We start from the raw sequence: 19358 nt of genomic DNA, 5'->3' as shown, positions 1-19358 counted from the left end.
AGGCGGCTACCCTGTCCCGCTTTCGCGCGCGCCAGCGCCAGGCACTGCATTCGCGCCGTCCTCGACTGACGACGCGAACCGTGTCTCCTACGCCTGCGCCGTCTTTTGCAGCGGCAGCCGGATATGAACAATGCCCGCTTCCATCTCTTTGTCTTCCACAAAGCCGAGGTGCCGGGCGAGTGTCAGCATACGCGTATTTGCCGTGAGTACATAGCCGATGAGTTCCCCCGTACCGCGCTTGCGGCTGTAGTCGACGATATGCTCCATCAGTGCCCTCCCCAGCCCCCGGCCCTGCGCGGCAGGACTCACCGTCACGGCAAACTCGGCCACGGTGTTGTCGGGGTCTGCAAGTGCCTGCACCACACCGAGCAGCCGCGTGTTCCCTTCGTCGTCCTTTTCCGTCGCGACAAACGTCATCGACCGGTCGTAGTCGATCTGCGTCACGCGCGCCATCTGCGAGTGCGACAACTCCTTGATCAGCCCGAAGTAGCGGAACTGCACATCCTGCGGGGTGAGCGTGTGGAAGAACTGGTTGTAGGCGGGCTCGTCCTCCGGGCGGATCGGACGCACGCGCACCGGCTTGCCCCCGGCATCGACCGTGCTTTCCAGCTCCTGCGGATACGGGCGGATGGCCAGGCGGGCGTGCCCCGGCGCCATCGGCTTGCGCGCCACGATGCGCGCGTCAAGGGCCAACACGCCGTGCGAATCGGCGAACAGCGGATTGATGTCGAGCTCGGCAATCTCGGGCACGTCGCACACCAGTTGCGAGAGCTTCACGAGCGTGAGATAGATCGCTTCGTGATCGGCAGCGGGTCGACTGCGATAGCCCGCGATCAGTTTCGACACGCGGGCCCGCGCCACCATATCGCGCGCCAGATTCAGGTTCAGCGGCGGCAGCCCAATCGTGCGATCGGCAATCACTTCCACGGCCGTGCCGCCCTGCCCGAACAGCAGCACCGGACCGAACACGCTATCGGTGGCCACGCCGACGATCAATTCGAAAGCTTCGGCGCCGTTGGCCATGCGCTGCACCGAGTAGCCGGTCACGCGCGCATCGGGTTTGGCGGCGAGTGCCCGTTTTCGAATCTGGCGGGCGGCGTCCAGCGCCTGCTCTGCCGTTTCGATATTGAGCACCACGCCGCCGACGTCCGACTTGTGCGTAATGTCGGGTGAAATCAGTTTGACGGCCACCGGGAACCCGAGGCCCTGCGCCAATTCGGCGGCGTGCTCGGGCGTGTCGGCCACCACGGTCTCGACGACGGGAATGCCATACGCGGCAAGCACCCCCTTGGCCTCCGGCTCTGTCAGCAATTCACGCCCCTCGCGCATCGCGTCGCCGACGATGGCGCGCACCCGCGCCACATCCGGTGAGAAGCCGGGCGGAATCGACGGCGGCGTTTCCATCAGCAACGATTGGTTGCGGCGGTAGTTCACCGCTTCGAGGAAGGCGCGTGCGGCATTCTCCGGCGTGTCGTAGGTCGGCAATCCGGCCTCGCGGCAAATGCGTCGCGCGCGCTCGGCCGTCTCGCCCCCCAGCCAGCACGTGAACACGTTCTTCGATGGCCGGGGCAGCGCGGCCAGCGCGTGCGCCACGTCCACACTCGGCATGACAGCCGTGGGCGCCTGAATGAACAGCACTGCTGCCGTCTCCGGGTCTTCGCACAACGCTGCGAGCGTCGCCGTATAGCGCGCGAGATCCGCGTCGCCACCGATGTCCACCGGATTCACGCGGCCCACGGTTTTCGGCAGCGCTGCGTCGAGCGCGTCGCGTGTCTTGTCCGACAGATGGGCAAGCTTGCCGCCGTCGAGCACAAGGGCGTCGGTCGCCATCACCCCGGCGCCGCCGCCGTTGGTCATGATCGACAACTTGTCGCCGTAGAACGGTCGCAAACGCGCCAGCGTCTCGACGGCGGCAAACAGTTCGTCGGTGGTATTCACGCGCAACATGCCCGCGCGGCGAATCGCGGCGTCATAGACGTCATCAGCCCCGGCCAGCGCCCCCGTATGCGACGCAGCGGCCTGCGCCCCTTCCGGCACCCGGCCCGATTTGATGACGACCACTGGCTTGTTGCGAGAGGCGGCGCGCGCCGCCGACATGAACTTGCGCGCGTCGCGAATCGATTCCATGTACATCAGGATGGCGTCGGTGCGCGGATCGCTCGCGAGGTAGTCGAGCATGTCGCCAAAGTCCACGTCGGCACTGTCGCCCATCGAGACGAAATGCGAGAAGCCGATTTCACGTGCGTCGGCCCAGTCGAGCACAGCGGTGGTCAGCGCGCCCGATTGCGACACGAAGGCGAGATTGCCCGCCCGTGCGCCCATGTGGGCAAAGCTGGCATTGAGCCCGATGCCGGGACTCAGCATCCCGATGCAGTTTGGCCCGAGAATACGCAGCACGTGCGGCTTGGCGTTCTTGAGCATGCGATCTTGCAGCGTCACGCCGTCGCGATCGCGCTCACGCGCGAGCCCCGAGGTGAGCACCACCACGGCACGCGTGCCACGCTCGCCGAGGTCGCGAATCAGATCGGGCACCGTGGCGGGCGGCGTGCAGATCACCGCAAGATCGGGGGCCTGCGGCAGGTCGGCCACGTCGCGGTAGCACTTGCGTCCCGCGAGCGTCGAGTACTTCGGATTGACCGGATAGATCGCGCCCTCGAAGCCGCCGTCGATCACGTTTTGCAGCACGGTCGTGCCCACACGACGCTCGCGGTTGGACGCCCCGATGACGGCGACCGACTTCGGCTGGAACATTTGGCTCAGATTGCGGGTGGTCATAACGGCTCCGGGGGCAGTAACAGGGGAAACGGGCGGGAGGAGTCAGGCAGAGATGACAAATGCGCGCCCCGGACCAAGGCCGGCGCGCGCATTCACGATAAATCGACCGCCGGCTGCTGCCAGCGGCCGGATGGGGCTTACTCGCCGCGAAGGTGAGCCTCGACCTTCCAGAGGTGATCGTCGACACCGCGCGAGATTTCGGTAAAGACATCCGACGTGGTGGCATCGCCGATCTCGGCCGATGCGTCGATCAGGCCGCGAATGATTTCGCCATAGGCGGCCAGCGCTTCGGCCAGTGCCGCGGCGTGATCAAGCCCGCGTTTGAACTCGTTCTTGTACTTCGGCAGTTCGGTCTTTTCAGCCACCGTCTGCACACGTCCATCAGCCACGCCGCCGAGGGCGACGAGACGCTCGGCGCACAGGTCGGCCCATTCGATCGCGGCGTTATACACGTCGTCGAACAACAGATGCAGTTCGATGAAGCCCGGGCCGTGCACGTTCCAATGCGCCTGCTTGGCCTGACGCTGGACGTCGATGCCGTTGATCAGCCCGCGATTGAGCAGATTGACCGACTCGATCCGGATCTTTTCACCGAGGGTGTTACGCGTATGGTTCAGAGCCATTTCACACTCCTGCTGACGTCTGGCAGCACAGCGGCTGCCGGGGGGAGGAATCCGCCGGTTTCAGGCAGCCGGGGCCACCTGGGCGGACGAACGGAAACGCTGATCGGGGAATCGTGCCGCGTCATGCGATGGCATCAAAGGCCGCGCATGCCCCGAATTTGAAGGCTAGGTAGCGGCGGAAGTGGACGACGCACCGTGCGCCACGCCTCGCAATTTGAAGCCGGCCAACACGAGCAGTACTCCCCACACGATGGCCCACGCGCCGATGGCCCAGATGAGCGCCAACGCACCGGCACCCGGCTGCCACATGATGAACACGGCAAACAGAATGCTGAACACGCCGGAAAGAATGATCCACAGCTCGCCCTTGATCTCGCGGCGCAACGCGATACCGGCTGCAATTTGCAGCACGCCGGTGACGAAACTCCAGGCAACGATATAGATAAGCAACGCAACGGCGGTCAACGCCGGGTTGAGATAAGTCAGGACACCGATGATGATGCCGGCAACGCCTTGCAACAGCGGCAGCCACCATTCGGCGTGTTCCTTGCGCGCGCTCCAGGCACCGGCGAGAGAAAAGACCCCGTCGACAAACGAAAACGCGCCGAAGCACAGCACTAGCACGGCAAGGGTTACACCGGGCACCGTAAATGCCGCGATCCCGAAGACAACGGCGAGTACGCCGCGCAAAACAAGCAACCACCAGTATTTCGACAGAAGTCTGAGCATGGCATCCCTCTCGTGAAATATCCGCAGGCAGCGAACACAGACGGCGGGCGGCGCGTCTCGCGCGGGTAGCGCAGACGACGCCCGATACGCGTCAAGAGGTCATTCTAGAGACGGCGACGTAACGAGAGCAAGTGAAATATGCGCGAATGCTTGTGCCGCGCGCGCAGGCTTTGATCGCCGTCATATCGTCCTGCGACACGGTGTCGCACGGGGCGCGAGTCCAACGGCATGTCTGTTGCGCCACATCCACGCGTGCGCACTGCGTCTCGCCGAAACATGCGCGTTGCGCGTATGCCAGTGACACGGGAAGCGCGGCCTCTCGTCCCATTGTTGGGAACATTCCGAAAGCCTTGCAAGCGCTCCCATTCCGCGCAAATGCCTTAATAAACTACGTAGACAGCGTCGGTAAATCAGATGTCACTCACGCTGTTCGCGTAGTGCCACGCCGCGCCTCCTAGTGCCTGAAAGCGCTTCGAATGACCTCACTTTCAAATAGGACTCCGAAGGAGAACGACGATGAAGAAATCGCTGCTGTGCCTGGCCCTGTCCGGGGCTGCCGGATTGCTTGCATTGAATGGCCCCGTACATGGCGCCACTTACTCCAACGGCTCGGCGACGGCAACGATGCTGGTGTCGCTGACCATCCTGCCGGGATGCACCATCGCCGCCACGCCGATGACGTTCACGCCCGTGCAAGGCTCGGCCACCGGGCCGGTGTCAAGCACCTCGACGCTCACCGTGATCTGCACCTCGTCAACCGGCTACAACATCGGCCTGAACGCCGGCACGACCGCCAGCTCCACCGAGACCAGCCGCCTGCTCGCGGGCACGCTTACCGGCAACACCACGACCATCCCGTTCGGGCTCTATCAGGACTCTGGCCACGCCACGCCGTGGGGCAACACGCAAGGCACCAATACGCTGGGCGACTCAGGTAGCGGCGTGCTGAAAACCTACACCGTCTACGGGCAGGCAACGCTCTCGGCCACCATGCCGACACCGGACGCCTACACGTCGACGGTAACGGCGACGGTGTATTTCTGAGGCCATCGCGATGACGACTCCATCGAGACCCGACGCCCGCCGCCATGCCGCCCGCGCGGCCAGCGGTGCCTTTGTCGCCCTGTTGACGCTGGGCGTGACCGACGGCCATGGCGCGAGCCTTCAGGTCTCGCCCGTGATCGTCAGCCTCGCCCCGACGCAACCTGCCACCACGCTCACGCTGGGCAACACCGGCGATTTGCCGATTCACGGGCAATTGCGCCTGTATGCCTGGACGCAGCGAGACGGTGAGAACGTGCTCGTGCCGACCGAAGCGCTGATCGCCAGCCCGCCGATCTTGCGCATCGAACCGGGTGAGCAGCAGATTGTGCGGCTCGTGCGCTTGAGCGCCGAGCCCACGCAAGGCGAACAGAGCTATCGGCTGCTGGTCGACGAACTGCCTGCGGTGGCCGAAGCACCGGCGGAAGGCGTCACCATTCGCCTGCGTTATTCGCTGCCCGTATTCGTGCAGGCAAACGATGCGAGCGCGCCGTCGCTGCGCTTCGACGTGCACTGGCTTCGGGGCGAACTGGAAGTGCATAACGACGGGGAGCAGCACGCCCAATTGGGCGCCACGCGTGTGCTGGACGCCACGGGCCGGAGTGTCGAGCTCACCCACGGGTTGCTGGGCTACGTACTGGCCGGCCAGACGCGGCGCTTTGCCGTGCGGTGGCCATCAGGCGCACCACCGATCCCGCCGTTCACCGTGGAGTCGCGCATCGATACGGTCCCGATGCGGTTTGCTGCCAGCCCGGCAACGGACGGTGTCCGGTAACCGTGGCCATGCGCCCCTCGCGCCCCCCGCCCCCACTGCCGCGCCCTCGGCCGCCCCGAGCGCCGCGGCGTGGTGCGCGTGGTGCGCGTGGCGTCGGGTGCTGTGGCCATCGTCATGGTGTCGACGATGGCCCTGAACGGTCCGGCGTCGAGCGCGGCGGCATCGTCCACCGCACCCGCAGCGGTGTCCTCCATATCATCGGTTTCCGAAGAAAGTGCTGACGTGCCGTCAGCGATGGCAATGCCTCGGCCCGACGGCCGCTACGTTCTCGATGTGCTAATCAACGGTCAGGCAACCGGGTTGCTGGCGCCGTTCACGCGGCGCAACGGCGACTGGTTCGTCAGCGCCGGCGACTTGCGCAGGCTTGGCCTGTCCGCCAACGCGCTGCCGCGCGACGACGCTCGGGAAGTCGCGCTCGATACGCTCGACGGCGTGCAGCTCGCCTACGATGCCACGCAGCAGCGCATCGATCTGCTTCTGGGCGACGCCTGGCTGACGCCCTATCGCGTCGGGGGCATGCTCACCGAGGCCGTGAATGCCACGGCAGACCCCGGCCTGATCGTGAATTACGACGGCTACGTGCAGCGCGACAGCCGAACGCAGGCGTCAGTGTGGAGCGAAGTCCGGGGCTTCTGGCCGGGCGCCACCGTGTCGCAGACCGGTCTCGTCGAACACTCGCCATGGCGGCGCGGCTACCTGCGCTACGACACCGCGTGGCAGTACAACAATCCGGCCACGCTGACCAGTTGGACAGCGGGCGATCTCATTACTGGCTCACTGTCATGGAGCCGCTCCGTGCGGATCGCCGGACTGCAATGGCGGCGCAACTTCAGCTTGCGGCCCGATCTCGTCACGTTCCCCGTGCCCGCGTTGCGCGGCAGTGCCGTCGTGCCGTCCTCGGTCGATCTGTATCTCGATGGCGTGCGGCGCTTTGGCGGCCACGTGCCGCCGGGCCCGTTCGTGATTCAGGAAGCGCCGGGGCTGACGGGCGATTTGCAGGCGAGCGTCGTCACGCGCGACGCACTTGGGCGCGAGCAGATCACGACTGTGCCGCTCTACATCGATCCGCGCCTGCTCGCCAAGGGACTGTCGAGCTTTTCGCTGGAAGCCGGTTTGCCGCGCGACGACTATGGCGTGCGTTCGTTTTCGTATCGGCATCATCCGGTCGCTTCGGTAGCCGCGCGTTACGGGGTCACCGACACGCTCACGCTCGAAGCACAGGCGCAAGCGGGGCGGCGGCTCGCCATGGGGGGCGTTGGCGCGCTGATGGCCTTGCGGCGCGCCGGGGTCGTCAGCGTCGCCATGGGGGCGTCCGGCGGGCGTCGCACCGGTGCGCAATGGAGCGCGGGTTATCAGTACATTTCCCGGCATGTGAGCCTCGATGCGCAGATCATCCGCACGGCAGGCCGATATCGCGATCTCCCCTCGCTCGACGGCTCACCCGCCGCCAATGCCAGCGAACGTGTCAGCGTCTCCGTGCCGTGGGGCCGGGGCGGCACGGCGTCGCTCGCCTACTTTGGGCAGCGGGCACCGCGCCAGCCTGCCACGCGCGTGCTGTCCGCCAGCCTCAACGTCCCGGCAAGCTCACGCGGCATGCTCTCGATCGGCGGCTTTCGCGACCTCGCCCGACGGCGCTCGCACGGTGTGTTTGCCATGTTGAGCCTGCTGCTGGGGAACGGTGTACTGGGGAGCGCCTCCGTCACGCAACAGGATGGGCAGACACAAGCGTGGGCCTCAGCAGGCCGCACGCCCGACTATGGCGGCGGCTGGGGTTGGCAAGTCCTCGGGGGGCGGGCGTTCTCGCAGCGCACCGCGCAGGGTGAACTGCGCTATCTCGGACGTCATGGCGAAGTGTCGGCACTGGCGCAGCAAGTGGGCCGTCAGCGCGGCGCGGCCCTCGGCATGACCGGCGCACTCGTCGTCATGGATCGCAGCGTGCACGCCACCCGGCGCACTTACGACGCCTTCGCCCTCGTCAGCACCGACGGCCGCGCCAATGTGCCGGTGCTGCGCGAGTCAGTGCCAATCGGGCATACCGATGCGCGCGGCTACTTCCTCGTGCCGGATCTGAACGGGTTCGAGCAGGCACGTATCGGCATCGATCCCATGCACCTGCCCGCCGATCTGGAAGTCGTCACGACCGAGCGGCGCATTGCGCCGCAAACCGGCGCCGGTGTGCTCGTGCGTTTTCCCGTGCGGCGATATCAAGCGGCGCTGATCACGCTCGTGAGCGCCGCCGGTGTGCCGCTCAAGCCCGGCGTGTCGGTGCGTCATGTGCAAAGCGGCTTCGTCACCGTCGTGGGCTACGACGGCGAGACATTCGTCGACACGCTCGCCCCGCGCAACACCCTTGAATCGCACGACGGCGTGCAGCGCTGCCGTGCAACGTTCGCCTGGCGGGCCCCGCCCGATGGCGAGATTGCCCGCGTCGGCCCGCTCGTCTGCATTCCGTTCGGTGCGCTGGCACGCGAGGCCAAGTCGCGTCGCCCGAGTGCGCAGGCGTCGTCATCCCGGGGAGAAGGTTCATGACCTTACACGCGCCTGTCTGGGTCGCCGCTTGCCTCTGTGCTTTCAGTCCATTGGCTGCGGCGCAAACCTGCTCGATCGGTACGCCGACGCTGGCGTTCTCCGCCTTCAGCCCGATCTCCGGCGCGGCGCTGTCGGCCACCGGCACGATTCCCGTGTCATGCACGTTTCCGCTGCTCGGCGGCAACCCGAACGTCAAGCTCTGTCTGGCGCTCAACGCCAGTCAGCCGCTCACGCTCGTGAATTCGGGCAGCGCGATCAACTTTGGATTGTTCATCGACCCGGCCTTCTCGACCGCCTGGGGCAACAGCACGGCCAACGTCATCGCCGTGACCCTCGCGCGTAACATCCTCGGCGGCACGGTTACGCAGAACGTCAATCTCTACGCACGCATTACGGCGTCACAGACCACCGTGCCCACGTCATCTAACGGCAACACGGTCTATACGCACGCTTTCGCCGCCACCGACGCCACGCTGCAATACGCGTCGTATGCTGCGCTCTCCCCTGCACCGGCCTGCGGCAGCGCGATGACAGCCGCCGCCGGTGTGCCCTTCAACGCGAATGTCACGGTCATCAACAACTGCACGATCGCGGCCGCCAACATCACCTTCGCCACGCAGTCCACGCTCAGCAAGGCCGTAACGGGCAGCAGCACGCTCACCGTGCAATGCACGAAGAACGATGCGTTTCGCATCAGCCTGTCGGGGGGATTGGGGGGCACCGTGGCGGCGCGCTCGATGACGGGGCTCACCGCTTCACGCGTGAGCTATCAGCTCTATCTCGACAGCGGATACAGCACCATCTGGGGCGATGGCACGTCAGGCACGTCGCAGCTCACTGGCATCGGCACCGGCGTCGTGCAGGCCGTGCCGATCTACGCGCGAGTGCCCGTGCAGACGACACCCGCGCCGGGTCTCTATACCGACACGGTCACCGCGACGATTCAGTTCTAACCTCGGGTGCTGGGCGCTCAGATGGCGTCCGCACGCGGCGGCTTGAGCGGCAATACCTGTACGCGATCGCCTTGCTTGACGCCGAGTGCTTTCGCCGCAAGCGGACTCAGGGTGAACGCCCGCCGCTCCGGACGCCCGGTGACGAGCGTGGCGCGAAACCCGCCAAGCCCCAGGCACGCTACGAGATAGGGTTCTGCGTTGGCGACTGGCGGCACGCTGCCGTCATCTGCACCGATGTTCACGCTCAGATACCGGCTGTCGCGCGCGGCACGCAGATCGGCCACCCGCGCTTCGAGCACGGGGCCGCTGTCGAAGATATCCACGTGTGCCCCGGAGCGCAGCCCTTCCTGTTCCAGCAGACGCCGTGCCGGCAAGGTGTCGCGATGCGTCACACCAATGGCGGCCTGCGCCTGCGGCGAGAGAAAGTCCACGTAGATCGGATACTTCGGCATCAATTCGGCCACAAACGACTTCTTGCCGATCGACGTCAGATAGTCCGCCTGATCGAAATCGATTTTGAAGAAGTGTTGACCGAGCGACTGCCAGAACGGACTCTGCCCGTTGTCGTCGAAGAACCCGCGCAATTCGGCGCACACGTGCGGGCCAAAACGCTCCGGGAACTGCGCCATGAAAAGGAATCGCGCCTTCGAGAGCAAGGCGCCGTTGCCATGCCCCCGCCATGCCGGGTCAAGCAGCAGCGAACACAACTCGCTATAGCCGGTGAGATCGTTCGAGAGCGACAGCGTGAGCATGCGCGACCACACGTTCAACTCGCGGCTCGCGTGCACGATCGTATCTTTGCGGTACGTATAAAACGGCTGCTCAAGCCCCACGGCCGCTTCAATGCCGCACACACCGGCGATGGTGCCGGTCGCGACATCTTCCATCACGAACAGATAGCCCTGCTCGGCCGTCGGGGCGCGGTCATCTAGCGTGGCAGTCACGCGCTCAAGGCGCGCTTCGAGCGCTGCCGGATCGGGTTTGAACGACGTCATGCCCGGGCCCGCGAGTGCGGCGAGCTTCAGTAGCGCAGGCAGGTCCTCGCGGCGCGCCTGACGTACGACGCGAAGCGATGTGGCCTCTGACGTGGCGTCATTGGCACTCGTGCTTGCCCCAGCGCCCGAATGTGCCGCCGTGGCGTCGCCCGGCGCCCCACGATTCGCCGCTTCGTCCTGCACGGGCGAGACTTTCACCGCTTTCGATTGACGCGTCATGGCATATCCGGTGGAACGGCGTTGGACCGCAGGGTGCTGCTGGTTACCGCGAGTTGCCGCTAATTGCAATAAGGGCCGGAGCGACGTTCCCGTCGGTCCGGCCCGAAGTCATGCAGGCAGACGAATGAACACGCGCGCGTGCTCAGTCAATCGGCAGCCGTTCAGGCGGCCTTTGCCGTGGCTGCCAGTGTCGCAACGGCCTTCTCGAGCGAGGCGAGGCCCGCATCGATGTCGGCGAACGGAATGTTCAGCGACGGCGCGAAACGCACCACATCGCCACCGGCGATCAGCAGCATCAGGCCATTCTTCTCCGACTCGGACACGATTTCCTTGGCACGGCCCGCGAAGGCCGGCTTGAGCACAGCACCGATCAACAGGCCCATGCCGCGCACATCAGCGAACACGCCGTGACGCGCGTTGATCGCTTCAATGCCCTTGATGAAATGATCGTGACGCGCCTTCACGCCGTTCAGCGTCTCGGCGGTGTTGATCAGTTCGAGCACGCGCCCCGCGATGGCCGTCGCGAGCGGGTTGCCGCCGTATGTGCAGCCGTGCGTGCCCGGCGAGAAGCTCGCGGCGATCTTGCTGGTGGTGAGAATGCCGCCGATCGGAAAACCGTTGCCGAGCGCCTTGGCGGTCGTCAGGATGTCCGGCGTCACGCCATATTGCTCGTAAGCGTAGAGCGTGCCCGTGCGGCCGACGCCGGTCTGCACTTCGTCAAAAATCAGCAGCGCGCCGTGCTTGTCGCACAGGTCGCGCAGGCCCTTGAGGAATGCCGGGTCAGCCGGCAGCACGCCGCCTTCCCCTTGCACCGGCTCGACGATGACGGCAGCCGTCGCGTCAGAGATGGTGGCCTCGAAGGTCTTCAGATCGTTGTACGGCAGGTGCATGATGCCGGCCGGCAGCGGACCGAAACCTTCGGTGTACTTGGCCTGACCGCCGACGCTCACGGTAAACAGCGAGCGGCCGTGGAACGAGTTGAAGAACGAGATGATTTCGCTCTTATCCTTGCCGCCACGTTCCGCCGCATGGTCGAACGCGTAGCGACGGGCCAGCTTGAGTGCGGCCTCGTTGGCTTCGAGCCCCGAGTTGCAGAAGAAGGCCTTATCGGCGAACGTCGCGTCGGTCAGCGCCTTGGCCAGACGCAGCACCGGCTCGTTGGTGTAGCCGTTGCCGATGTGCCAGACTTTGCGTGCCTGCTCTTCGATGACCTTCACCAGCTCGGGGTTCGCATGACCCAGCGCGTTGACCGCGATACCGCCGGTGAAATCGACATACTCACGACCTTGCTGATCCCACATGCGCGAGCCTTCGCCGCGCACGGGCACCATCTGGGCAGGAGCGTAATTGGGCACCATTACGTCGTCGAACGTCTGGCGGGTCACAGCGATTGGCTGGCTCATGACTACCTCGTGAAATCTGGGTGCAATCGGTGATTGCGGAGCAGGCCCGGACAACGGTCACTGCCCTGTAAAAGAAGACCTGGCTGGGGGCTCAGGGCGCCGGCGGCGCGCGGGTGTCTTATGGCACCTGACGCGCGTACCCTCGCATTGTAATCAGATGCGGCGCGCGGATACACCGTCGCGCGCATCGGAATCAAACGAACTACAAGAATTACAAGACTTTGCGTAAGAATTCGCGCGTGCGCTCGTGCTTCGGCGCCGAGAAGATCTGTTCCGGATGGCCCTCTTCCATGATCACGCCCTGATCGATGAAGAGCACGCGATCGGAGACTTCCCGCGCAAACCCCATTTCGTGCGTGACCACCACCATCGTCATGCCTTCTTCGGCGAGCGACTTCATGACTTCCAGCACTTCGCCCACGAGTTCGGGGTCGAGCGCCGAGGTCGGCTCGTCGAACAACATGACGGTCGGCTGCATGGCCAGTGCGCGGGCAATCGCCACGCGCTGCTGCTGGCCGCCGGAGAGCTGGTTCGGGAACGCATCGATCTTGTCGATCAACCCGACCTTGCGAAGCAGTTGCTCGGCAACCGTCACGGCCTGATCACGCTTCAGGCTGTTGACCTGCATGGGCGCGAGAATCAGGTTCTCGAGCACCGACATGTGCGGGAACAGGTTGAAGCGCTGGAACACCATGCCGACGCTTGCGCGCATGGCATTCATGTTCGTCTTCGGGTCTTCGACGTGGAAGCCGTTGACGAGCACTTCGCCGCCACTGACGTCTTCGAGTCCATTCAGACAGCGCAGGAACGTGCTCTTGCCCGAGCCTGACGGCCCGATCACGCACACCACTTCGCTTTCTTCGATTCGGCAGGTAATGCCGCGCAGCACGTGCGTCTCGCCGTATTGCTTTTGCAGGTTGTTAACGACGATCACCTTGGCCGTACCTCGTTTCCAGATGTTGAACAAATGCCGACAGCACCAGCGTAATCACCCAGTAGATGAGCGAAATCGTCAGGTACGGCTCCCAATAACGAGCATAGGCGCCCGATACGGTCCGTGCGGCGTACGCCAGTTCCGCCAGCCCGATGGCCGACGCCAGCGACGAGTCCTTCACGATCGCGATGGCGTTGTTGCCCAGCGGGGGCAGCATGCGGCGAAACGCCTGCGGCAGTACCACCTTGCGCAGCGTCTGCATGTAGGTCATGCCGAGCGAGCGGGCCGCTTCGGCCTGACCGCGGTCGATCGACTGGATACCGGCGCGGAAGATTTCCGACACGTAGGCACCCGCGTTGAGCGAGATCGCCAGCACGGCCGACATGAACGCGCCGTACTGCGAGCGGATTTCACGCGCCAGATCGCCGCTGATAAGCAGACCGCCCGACGGGTTGATCAGCATCGGCATGAGCGCGAAGTGGATCAGCAGAATCTGAACGAACAGCGGCGTGCCACGGAAAAAGCTGACGTAGAAGCGCACCGGGAGCTGCACACCGTAGCGCAGAAAATACTTGTAGAAGCCGTGACGCGCTTCGGCCAGACGACCGACGCCGAGCACAAGCCCGAGTAACGTGCCAGCGATCACACAGATCACCGTGCACTTGAGCGTCATCAGCGTGCCTTCGACAAACAGAGGCATGTACTCGCTGATGATGTTCCACTGGAACCCACCCATGAAGCACCTTTATACAAAATGAAACGAACCGGCTTGCCGGCAGAAAAACGCTCGCGGCCCGGGGGTTGACGTCGATGCTCTGACGATCAGCTCACGGGCCGCGAGAGGCCAGATGACTGGCGCGCGTGGCGCGAATCTTACACGCGTTACTTATTGTTGCGGCAGCGTCGGCACGTCGGCGTCGAACCACTGCTTGTAGATCTTGGCGTAGGTGCCGTCAGCCACGATCTTCTTCAGACCGGTGTTGATCTTGTCGAGCGCGACCTTGTTGCCCTTCTTCACGGCAATACCGAAGTACTGACGCTTGAACTTGCTGTCGTAGACCAGCTTGAACGGCTTTTCCGGATGGCTCTTGATGTAGAACTTGATCACGCCCACGTCGCCCACGGCAGCGTCGACACCGCCGCGATACAGCTCTTCGAGCATGAGCGGCGTGTTGTCGAAGCGGCGGATCGAGGTGCTGGCACGGCCGAGTTCTTCCGAGACGGCGATGTCGCCGGTGCTCGAATTGACCACGCCGACTTGCAGCTTCTTCAGGTCGGCCAGATTGGCGACCTTCGAGCCCGGCGACGTGATGATGACCTGATCGGCCGGGAAATACGGGGCCGAGAAGTCGACCATTTCACGACGCTTGTCGGTGATGGTGATGCCCGAAATGATGATGTCGCGGTCGCCTTGGTCGAGCGTGGCGAAGATGCCTTCCCACGGCGTGCTGACCAGCTTCACGTTGAACCCGCCCGCCTTGCCGATCGCCTTGATGACGTCGATATCGAAGCCGACCAGCTCTTTTTGCGGCGTTTCGAACTCGAACGGACGATAGGTACCGCCTGCGCCCACGGTGTACGTGGGGTCGGCAGCTTGCACTGCCGGCACAGCGGCGAAAGTCGTCAGAAAACAGGCGGCGGCCAGCACAAGGCGCTTCGTCAACATGTTGATTTCCTAGGCGAGAATTCGTAAAAGAGCGCAATGATACTCCTCGCCGACCCCGAAACGAAAAAAACCCGCCGAAGCGGGTTTTCTCGTTGCGATCTCGCGACGTGGGACGCAATTCCCATGAAATGGGAACGCCGCCAGCGCCGCCGTTCAGAACGCGCCGGCAGCAATCGGCCCCGCGCTCTCGCCCGGCCCGAACACCACGTCCCGGTAAGATTTGCCCGCCGGGATCATCGGGTAGACATCGTCTTCACGGGCCACCAGTACGTCCAGCAGATACGGCTCGCTCGGGTCGGCCAGCATACGGGCCAGCGCCGCCGGCAGTTCCTCGGCACGCGTGACGCGGGCACCGGCCACGCCGTAACCGGCAGCGATGGTCACGAAGTCCGGGTACGGGCGGCCATCGTCGGCACCCTCTGGTGCGTTCGGATCGGCAAGCGACGAGGCGACGCGGTTGCGTGCGTAGATCATGTCCTGCCACTGACGCACCATGCCCAGCCACTGGTTATTGATCACCAGCACTTTGACGCCGAGCCCATAACGGCGGCAGGTCGACAGCTCGTTGACGGACATGTTCAGGCTGCCGTCGCCATCGATATCGATCACGGGCACGTCGGGCAGCGCGACCTTGGCGCCGATCGCCGCGGGCAAGCCAAAGCCCATGGTGCCGAAACCCGCGCTCGACAGAAACGTGCGCGGCTCGCGCAAACGCAGGTGCTGCATCGCCCACATCTGATGCTGGCCAACGCCCGTCGTCACCACCGCCTCCGGCGGCAGCAGCGCCGCGAGTGCGGCAATCACGTCCACGCCGGTCAGCACGCTGGCGTCACCGTTTTCGCCTGACACTGGCGACACCGATGCCCGCAGCGGGTGGGCGGCACGGCGCTCGCCCAGATAAGCGTGCCAGTCCGGCACGTCGCGGCGGGTCGCGTGGGCAAGCAGCCCGCTGAAAGCATCGCGCAAATCGGCGTGCACGCCCAGCGTCACGGGCTTGTTCTTGCCGATTTCGGCCGCGTCGACGTCGATATGGACGATCTTGGCGTGCCGGGCAAACAACGTGGGATCGCCGACCACCCGGTCGTCGAAGCGCACGCCAAGCGCCAGCACCAGATCGGCCTCGTTGACAGCCACGTTGGCCGCATAGGCGCCGTGCATGCCAAGCGGCCCGAGCAGCAGTGGATGATCGTCGGGCATCGCGCCCAACCCCATCATCGTGAGGGCTACCGGACAGTTAAGTGCTTCGGCCAGCGCCTTGAGCCGGTCGCTGGTGCCTGAGGCGATCACCCCGCCACCCGCGTAGATGACCGGCCGCTCGCTTTTCGCCAGCAAGGCCGCGATGCGTTGGGCCGTCTCGTCGCTCATGCCGGCCGGCACCGGCGCGGTAAAGCGCTTGTCGGTCGGCTGGTCGGGACGTGCCTGTTGAATGTCCTTCGGGAAATCCACCAGCACCGGGCCGGGGCGCCCCGCCAGCGCGCAAGTCGCGGCTTCGCGCAGTGCCGCCGGAATGTCGCGCGCCTCGCGCACTTGCCGGGCGAGCTTGGTCACCGGCTTGGTGATCGCGACGATGTCCACTTCTTGGAAGGCGTTCTTGCCAAGCCAATGCGTAGCGACATTGCCCGTGATCGCAAGAATCGGCACCGAATCGCTGGCGGCGTCGGCAATACCGGTGACCAGATTGGTCGCGCCCGGGCCGGAGGTCGCCAGACAAACACCGAGCTTGCCGGTGGCGCGTGCATAGCCCTGCGCGCCAAACACCGAGCCTTGCTCGTGTTCGGTACGCACCAGCGTGATGGACACGCGCGAGAGCGCATCGAGCATTTCCAGGTTGGCGCCGCCCGGATAGCAGAACACCGTGTCGACACCAATCTCTACCAGCGTGCGCGCAATAAGGTCCGCCCCCTTGGCGGACAACGGGGCAACGGGCTGGGCGACAGCGCCGGTGGCGGCTTCGGCGGCAGGCAGAGACAGGTCGAGTTTCATAGGTGCGTGGTTTTCCGGCTGTTTCAGACGAACTGTTGCGGCAGCTGCAACAAACTAAGGTCAATGTTATGACGAGGCGCAGGTAATTGCTTCGCGTAACATTGACAGATTCTCGCCAATTTCACATGATCTATTCAAAATATAAAATTCGGAGGAATTGATTATGCAACTTGACGCATTTGACGAGAAAATTCTCGCGATCCTGCAAGTCGATGCTTCGCTGTCGGCGGCCCAGATCGGCGAGCAGATCGGCCTTTCACAGTCGCAGTGCTGGCGACGCATCGACCGGCTGGATGCCGAGGGCATCATCGAGCGGCGCGTCGCGCTGGTCGATCGCAAAAAGGTCGGCTTGAACGTGATGCTGTTCGCCCACGTAAAACTGGCGGGTCACAATCGCAACGCACTGCCCGAGTTTTCGAAGGCGATTCAGGATTTTCCGGAAGTGCTCGAGTGCCATGTGCTGATGGGCAACGTCGACTTCCTGCTGCGCATCGTCACGCGCGATGTCGACGCCTACGAACGCTTCTTCTTCGAACGGCTGTCGCAATTGCCGATGGTGCAGGAGGTCAACTCGATGATCGCCCTCTCGCAGATCAAGTCGACCACCGTTTTGCCGATCGGCTCGCAGGCCGCAGGCAGTTAAAACGCGTCGGCACAACCTAACAACGAAGTCGCTGCAACGTCGCAATGAATGGCCCGAAAGACAGCGCTATGCCCTGTTCGTGTCACGAACCCGACAGTAGACTGTCACCCGCGTCACAGACGTTGGACAGTGCCCTCGCAAGCCTCTATCCTTAAGCATTCACTTAGGCATCCACTTTGGGAGCTCTGCATGAAACGTTGGATCGGAGTGACAGCCGCGGCCGCGATTCTCGGCGTGACGGCCTGGTGTTTCATCCCCGCACATGCGGCCCTCAAGACGGGTGCCACGGCACCGGACTTCACGGCGCAGGCCTCGCTTGGCGGAAATGTCTTCTCGTTCTCGCTGGCCGATGCGCTCAAGAAGGGACCGGTCGTCCTGTACTTCTATCCTGCCGCCTTCACCACGGGCTGCACGATCGAAGCGCATGACTTCGCGGAAGCCACCGACACGTTCAAGTCGATGGGTGCCACGGTGATCGGCGTCTCGCACGACAACATCGACACGCTCAACAAGTTCTCGGTGTCGGAATGCCGTAGCAAATTTGCCGTCGCCGCCGATACGGACCAGCACATCATGCGCGCCTACGACGCCGTGCTCGCGCTCAAGCCCGATCTGGCCAACCGCGTCTCGTATGTCATCGCCCCGGATGGGAAAGTCATCTATAGCTACGTGAGCCTCGATCCGGACAAACACGTCGCCAACACGCTTGAAGCGGTACGCAAATGGCGAGCAGCCCATCCCGCATGAAGGCGCAAGCACGCGCTCAGACGCGCAGCGAAGAAGTCGCCAATAGCATCAGTCACGGACTCGCGTGCCTCGCGGCGTTGGCCGCGATTCCCTTTCTCTTCAATGCCGTGCGCCCGCCTTCGAGCGTAGGCCCGAGCGCAGCGCAGCAGATCGGTATCGGCGTGTTTGCCGCCACGATGGTGGTGGTCTACCTGTCTTCTGCGCTCTACCACGGCCTGCCTGACGGACGCGCCAAGCGCGTGTTCATGCGGGTCGACCACTGCGCCATCTTTCTTTTCATTGCTGGGACTTACACCCCCTTCACGGTCAAAATCCTGCATGACCCGTGGGGCTGGCCACTGCTCACCGGTGTCTGGGCCATGGCGCTCGCCGGCCTCATCGCCAAGACGCTCGGCCTGCTCGACCGGCCGCTCGTCTCGACAACGCTGTATATCTGCCTCGGCTGGGTGGCAGTGCTTGTCGCAGGGCCCGTGCTCGCAGCCATTCCCGGCCCTGGTGCCGGCTGGCTATATGCCGGTGGCGTTGCCTACACCGTCGGCGCGATCTTCTATTCGCTCGACGGGCATATCAAATTCGGACATCTGGTCTGGCACCTGTTCGCCATTGGCGGTACGGCCTGCCACTACCTTGCGGTCTGCCGCTACCTCTGACGCGGGGTCTGACACTGAGCGTGTCAGGCCGCACGCAGCGGGAGCACCTGCCGGATGATGTCCGCGCCGGCGGCCTGCAAGGCAACACGCAGGTCGTACGACGCCTGGAGATTGGTCCAGAACTCCGCAGAGGTGCCGAAGTAGCGCGCAAGACGCAGGGCGGTATCCGCCGAAATACCCCGCTTGCCGCGCACGACGTCGTTGATGCGCGGTGCCGGCACATGAAGCGCCAACGCCAGCGCGTTCGCCGACATGCCGCCCGGCACCATGAATTCCTCGCGCAGAATTTCCCCCGGATGAATCGGCGCCAGCGACTGCCCCGTGACCAGCCCCGCAAAATCGGTCTGGTCGATCTGATCTCGTCTGATGCTCATGGCAAAACCCCATTTCAGTGATAGTCGACGATACCCACGTCGTAGGCATCGCCCTTGGCAAATCGGAAACACACGCGCCATTGCTGATTGACGCGAATGCTCCACAAATCCACTGGCTTACCGTGCAAACCCTCCAATCGGTTGCCCAGCGGCACCAGCAAGTCCTCCACACAAGTCGCCGCATCGATCATCAATAACTTGCGTAACGCGGCGCGCTGAATCGGTTTTGGAAACCTGCGTACGTAGCGACCGGTAAAGAGTGCCGCGGTCACCTTGTCCGAGAAGGTCTGGATCATAGGTTTGAATTTATAACACATAT

Annotated in this window: 18 protein-coding genes; 7 read left to right on the top strand and 11 right to left on the bottom strand. The window is 64.2% G+C overall.

Annotated elements, in window-relative coordinates:
• Positions 1-87: 87 nt before the first annotated feature.
• From AT302_RS10480 to AT302_RS10470, 3 genes are all read right to left on the bottom strand, one after another.
• On the bottom strand, positions 88-2775 hold the full coding sequence (locus AT302_RS10480) for a bifunctional acetate--CoA ligase family protein/GNAT family N-acetyltransferase (RefSeq protein ID WP_058378393.1): 2688 nt from the start codon (positions 2773-2775) through the stop codon (positions 88-90).
• Between the two features lie 137 nt (positions 2776-2912).
• Positions 2913-3398: a DNA starvation/stationary phase protection protein Dps gene (gene dps / locus AT302_RS10475; protein WP_058378392.1), complete on the bottom strand. Its 486-nt coding sequence runs from the start codon at positions 3396-3398 to the stop codon at positions 2913-2915.
• A 165-nt stretch (positions 3399-3563) separates the two neighbouring features.
• Entirely contained in the window at positions 3564-4127 is a 564-nt protein-coding gene (locus tag AT302_RS10470) for an HdeD family acid-resistance protein (protein ID WP_058378391.1), read from the bottom strand.
• A 516-nt stretch (positions 4128-4643) separates the two neighbouring features.
• Here AT302_RS10470 and AT302_RS10465 point away from each other — a divergent pair.
• From AT302_RS10465 to AT302_RS10450, 4 genes are all read left to right on the top strand, one after another.
• Positions 4644-5171, top strand: coding sequence for a Csu type fimbrial protein (locus AT302_RS10465; protein WP_058378390.1), 528 nt, complete (start codon positions 4644-4646; stop codon positions 5169-5171).
• Between the two features lie 10 nt (positions 5172-5181).
• Positions 5182-5943 (top strand): fimbrial biogenesis chaperone, encoded by a 762-nt coding sequence (locus tag AT302_RS10460; RefSeq protein ID WP_058378389.1) that lies wholly within the window; start codon positions 5182-5184, stop codon positions 5941-5943.
• A gap of 69 nt (positions 5944-6012) precedes the next feature.
• Positions 6013-8472, top strand: a complete 2460-nt coding sequence (locus AT302_RS10455; RefSeq protein WP_058378388.1) for a fimbria/pilus outer membrane usher protein — start codon at positions 6013-6015, stop codon at positions 8470-8472.
• A complete protein-coding gene (locus AT302_RS10450) occupies positions 8469-9425 on the top strand; it encodes a Csu type fimbrial protein (RefSeq protein WP_058378387.1) in 957 nt (318 codons plus the stop codon). Before AT302_RS10455 ends, AT302_RS10450 begins: the two co-directional genes overlap by 4 nt.
• Before the next feature lie 17 nt (positions 9426-9442).
• Here the strand turns inward: AT302_RS10450 and astA are convergent, their stop codons facing one another.
• The 6 genes from astA to ilvB form a co-directional block, all read right to left on the bottom strand.
• Entirely contained in the window at positions 9443-10639 is a 1197-nt protein-coding gene (gene astA, locus AT302_RS10445) for an arginine N-succinyltransferase (protein WP_084656148.1), read from the bottom strand.
• Between the two features lie 161 nt (positions 10640-10800).
• On the bottom strand, positions 10801-12042 hold the full coding sequence (locus AT302_RS10440) for an aspartate aminotransferase family protein (RefSeq protein ID WP_058378386.1): 1242 nt from the start codon (positions 12040-12042) through the stop codon (positions 10801-10803).
• 211 nt (positions 12043-12253) lie between these two features.
• A complete protein-coding gene (locus tag AT302_RS10435) occupies positions 12254-12976 on the bottom strand; it encodes an amino acid ABC transporter ATP-binding protein (protein WP_058378385.1) in 723 nt (240 codons plus the stop codon).
• Positions 12963-13712, bottom strand: coding sequence for an amino acid ABC transporter permease (locus tag AT302_RS10430; protein WP_058378384.1), 750 nt, complete (start codon positions 13710-13712; stop codon positions 12963-12965). Before AT302_RS10430 ends, AT302_RS10435 begins: the two co-directional genes overlap by 14 nt.
• Positions 13713-13862: 150 nt before the next feature.
• Positions 13863-14642, bottom strand: coding sequence for a basic amino acid ABC transporter substrate-binding protein (locus tag AT302_RS10425; RefSeq protein WP_217426906.1), 780 nt, complete (start codon positions 14640-14642; stop codon positions 13863-13865).
• A 153-nt stretch (positions 14643-14795) separates the two neighbouring features.
• On the bottom strand, positions 14796-16625 hold the full coding sequence (gene ilvB, locus AT302_RS10420; protein WP_058378383.1) for a biosynthetic-type acetolactate synthase large subunit: 1830 nt from the start codon (positions 16623-16625) through the stop codon (positions 14796-14798).
• A 163-nt stretch (positions 16626-16788) separates the two neighbouring features.
• Here ilvB and AT302_RS10415 point away from each other — a divergent pair, with 163 nt between their 5' ends.
• The 3 genes from AT302_RS10415 (at position 16789) to trhA (ending at position 18665) form a co-directional block, all read left to right on the top strand.
• Complete coding sequence (locus AT302_RS10415) at positions 16789-17268, top strand: Lrp/AsnC family transcriptional regulator (protein WP_058378382.1); 480 nt, start codon at positions 16789-16791, stop codon at positions 17266-17268.
• Positions 17269-17457: 189 nt separating this feature from the next.
• Entirely contained in the window at positions 17458-18015 is a 558-nt protein-coding gene (locus tag AT302_RS10410) for a peroxiredoxin (protein ID WP_058378381.1), read from the top strand.
• Entirely contained in the window at positions 18012-18665 is a 654-nt protein-coding gene (gene trhA / locus AT302_RS10405; RefSeq protein ID WP_058378380.1) for a PAQR family membrane homeostasis protein TrhA, read from the top strand. The genes AT302_RS10410 and trhA overlap by 4 nt, the downstream gene beginning before the upstream one ends.
• Positions 18666-18688: 23 nt before the next feature.
• Here trhA and AT302_RS10400 read toward each other — a convergent pair whose 3' ends face one another.
• Both AT302_RS10400 and AT302_RS10395 read right to left on the bottom strand, forming a co-directional pair.
• Positions 18689-19039, bottom strand: coding sequence for a HigA family addiction module antitoxin (locus AT302_RS10400; protein ID WP_058378379.1), 351 nt, complete (start codon positions 19037-19039; stop codon positions 18689-18691).
• A 14-nt stretch (positions 19040-19053) separates the two neighbouring features.
• The gene (locus AT302_RS10395; RefSeq protein WP_058378378.1) at positions 19054-19335 is read right to left on the bottom strand and encodes a type II toxin-antitoxin system RelE/ParE family toxin; all 282 of its coding nucleotides are present in this window, start codon (positions 19333-19335) and stop codon (positions 19054-19056) included.
• Positions 19336-19358: the final 23 nt, after the last annotated feature.

Origin of the sequence: Pandoraea norimbergensis (assembly GCF_001465545.3) — a bacterium.
Classification (GTDB): Bacteria; Pseudomonadota; Gammaproteobacteria; order Burkholderiales; family Burkholderiaceae; genus Pandoraea; species Pandoraea norimbergensis.
This window is presented reverse-complemented; position numbering and strand designations above follow the sequence as displayed.

What these genes read in the sequence shown, in the direction of transcription:
- AT302_RS10480 (WP_058378393.1), bottom strand. Translation starts at nt 2,775, where the DNA reads ATGACCACCCGCAATCTGAGCCAAATGTTCCAGCCGAAGTCGGTCGCC.
- dps (WP_058378392.1), bottom strand. Translation starts at nt 3,398, where the DNA reads ATGGCTCTGAACCATACGCGTAACACCCTCGGTGAAAAGATCCGGATC.
- AT302_RS10470 (WP_058378391.1), bottom strand. Translation starts at nt 4,127, where the DNA reads ATGCTCAGACTTCTGTCGAAATACTGGTGGTTGCTTGTTTTGCGCGGC.
- AT302_RS10465 (WP_058378390.1), top strand. Translation starts at nt 4,644, where the DNA reads ATGAAGAAATCGCTGCTGTGCCTGGCCCTGTCCGGGGCTGCCGGATTG.
- AT302_RS10460 (WP_058378389.1), top strand. Translation starts at nt 5,182, where the DNA reads ATGACGACTCCATCGAGACCCGACGCCCGCCGCCATGCCGCCCGCGCG.
- AT302_RS10450 (WP_058378387.1), top strand. Translation starts at nt 8,469, where the DNA reads ATGACCTTACACGCGCCTGTCTGGGTCGCCGCTTGCCTCTGTGCTTTC.
- astA (WP_084656148.1), bottom strand. Translation starts at nt 10,639, where the DNA reads ATGACGCGTCAATCGAAAGCGGTGAAAGTCTCGCCCGTGCAGGACGAA.
- AT302_RS10440 (WP_058378386.1), bottom strand. Translation starts at nt 12,042, where the DNA reads ATGAGCCAGCCAATCGCTGTGACCCGCCAGACGTTCGACGACGTAATG.
- AT302_RS10430 (WP_058378384.1), bottom strand. Translation starts at nt 13,712, where the DNA reads ATGGGTGGGTTCCAGTGGAACATCATCAGCGAGTACATGCCTCTGTTT.
- AT302_RS10425 (WP_217426906.1), bottom strand. Translation starts at nt 14,642, where the DNA reads ATGTTGACGAAGCGCCTTGTGCTGGCCGCCGCCTGTTTTCTGACGACT.
- ilvB (WP_058378383.1), bottom strand. Translation starts at nt 16,625, where the DNA reads ATGAAACTCGACCTGTCTCTGCCTGCCGCCGAAGCCGCCACCGGCGCT.
- AT302_RS10415 (WP_058378382.1), top strand. Translation starts at nt 16,789, where the DNA reads ATGCAACTTGACGCATTTGACGAGAAAATTCTCGCGATCCTGCAAGTC.
- AT302_RS10410 (WP_058378381.1), top strand. Translation starts at nt 17,458, where the DNA reads ATGAAACGTTGGATCGGAGTGACAGCCGCGGCCGCGATTCTCGGCGTG.
- trhA (WP_058378380.1), top strand. Translation starts at nt 18,012, where the DNA reads ATGAAGGCGCAAGCACGCGCTCAGACGCGCAGCGAAGAAGTCGCCAAT.
- AT302_RS10400 (WP_058378379.1), bottom strand. Translation starts at nt 19,039, where the DNA reads ATGAGCATCAGACGAGATCAGATCGACCAGACCGATTTTGCGGGGCTG.
- AT302_RS10395 (WP_058378378.1), bottom strand. Translation starts at nt 19,335, where the DNA reads ATGATCCAGACCTTCTCGGACAAGGTGACCGCGGCACTCTTTACCGGT.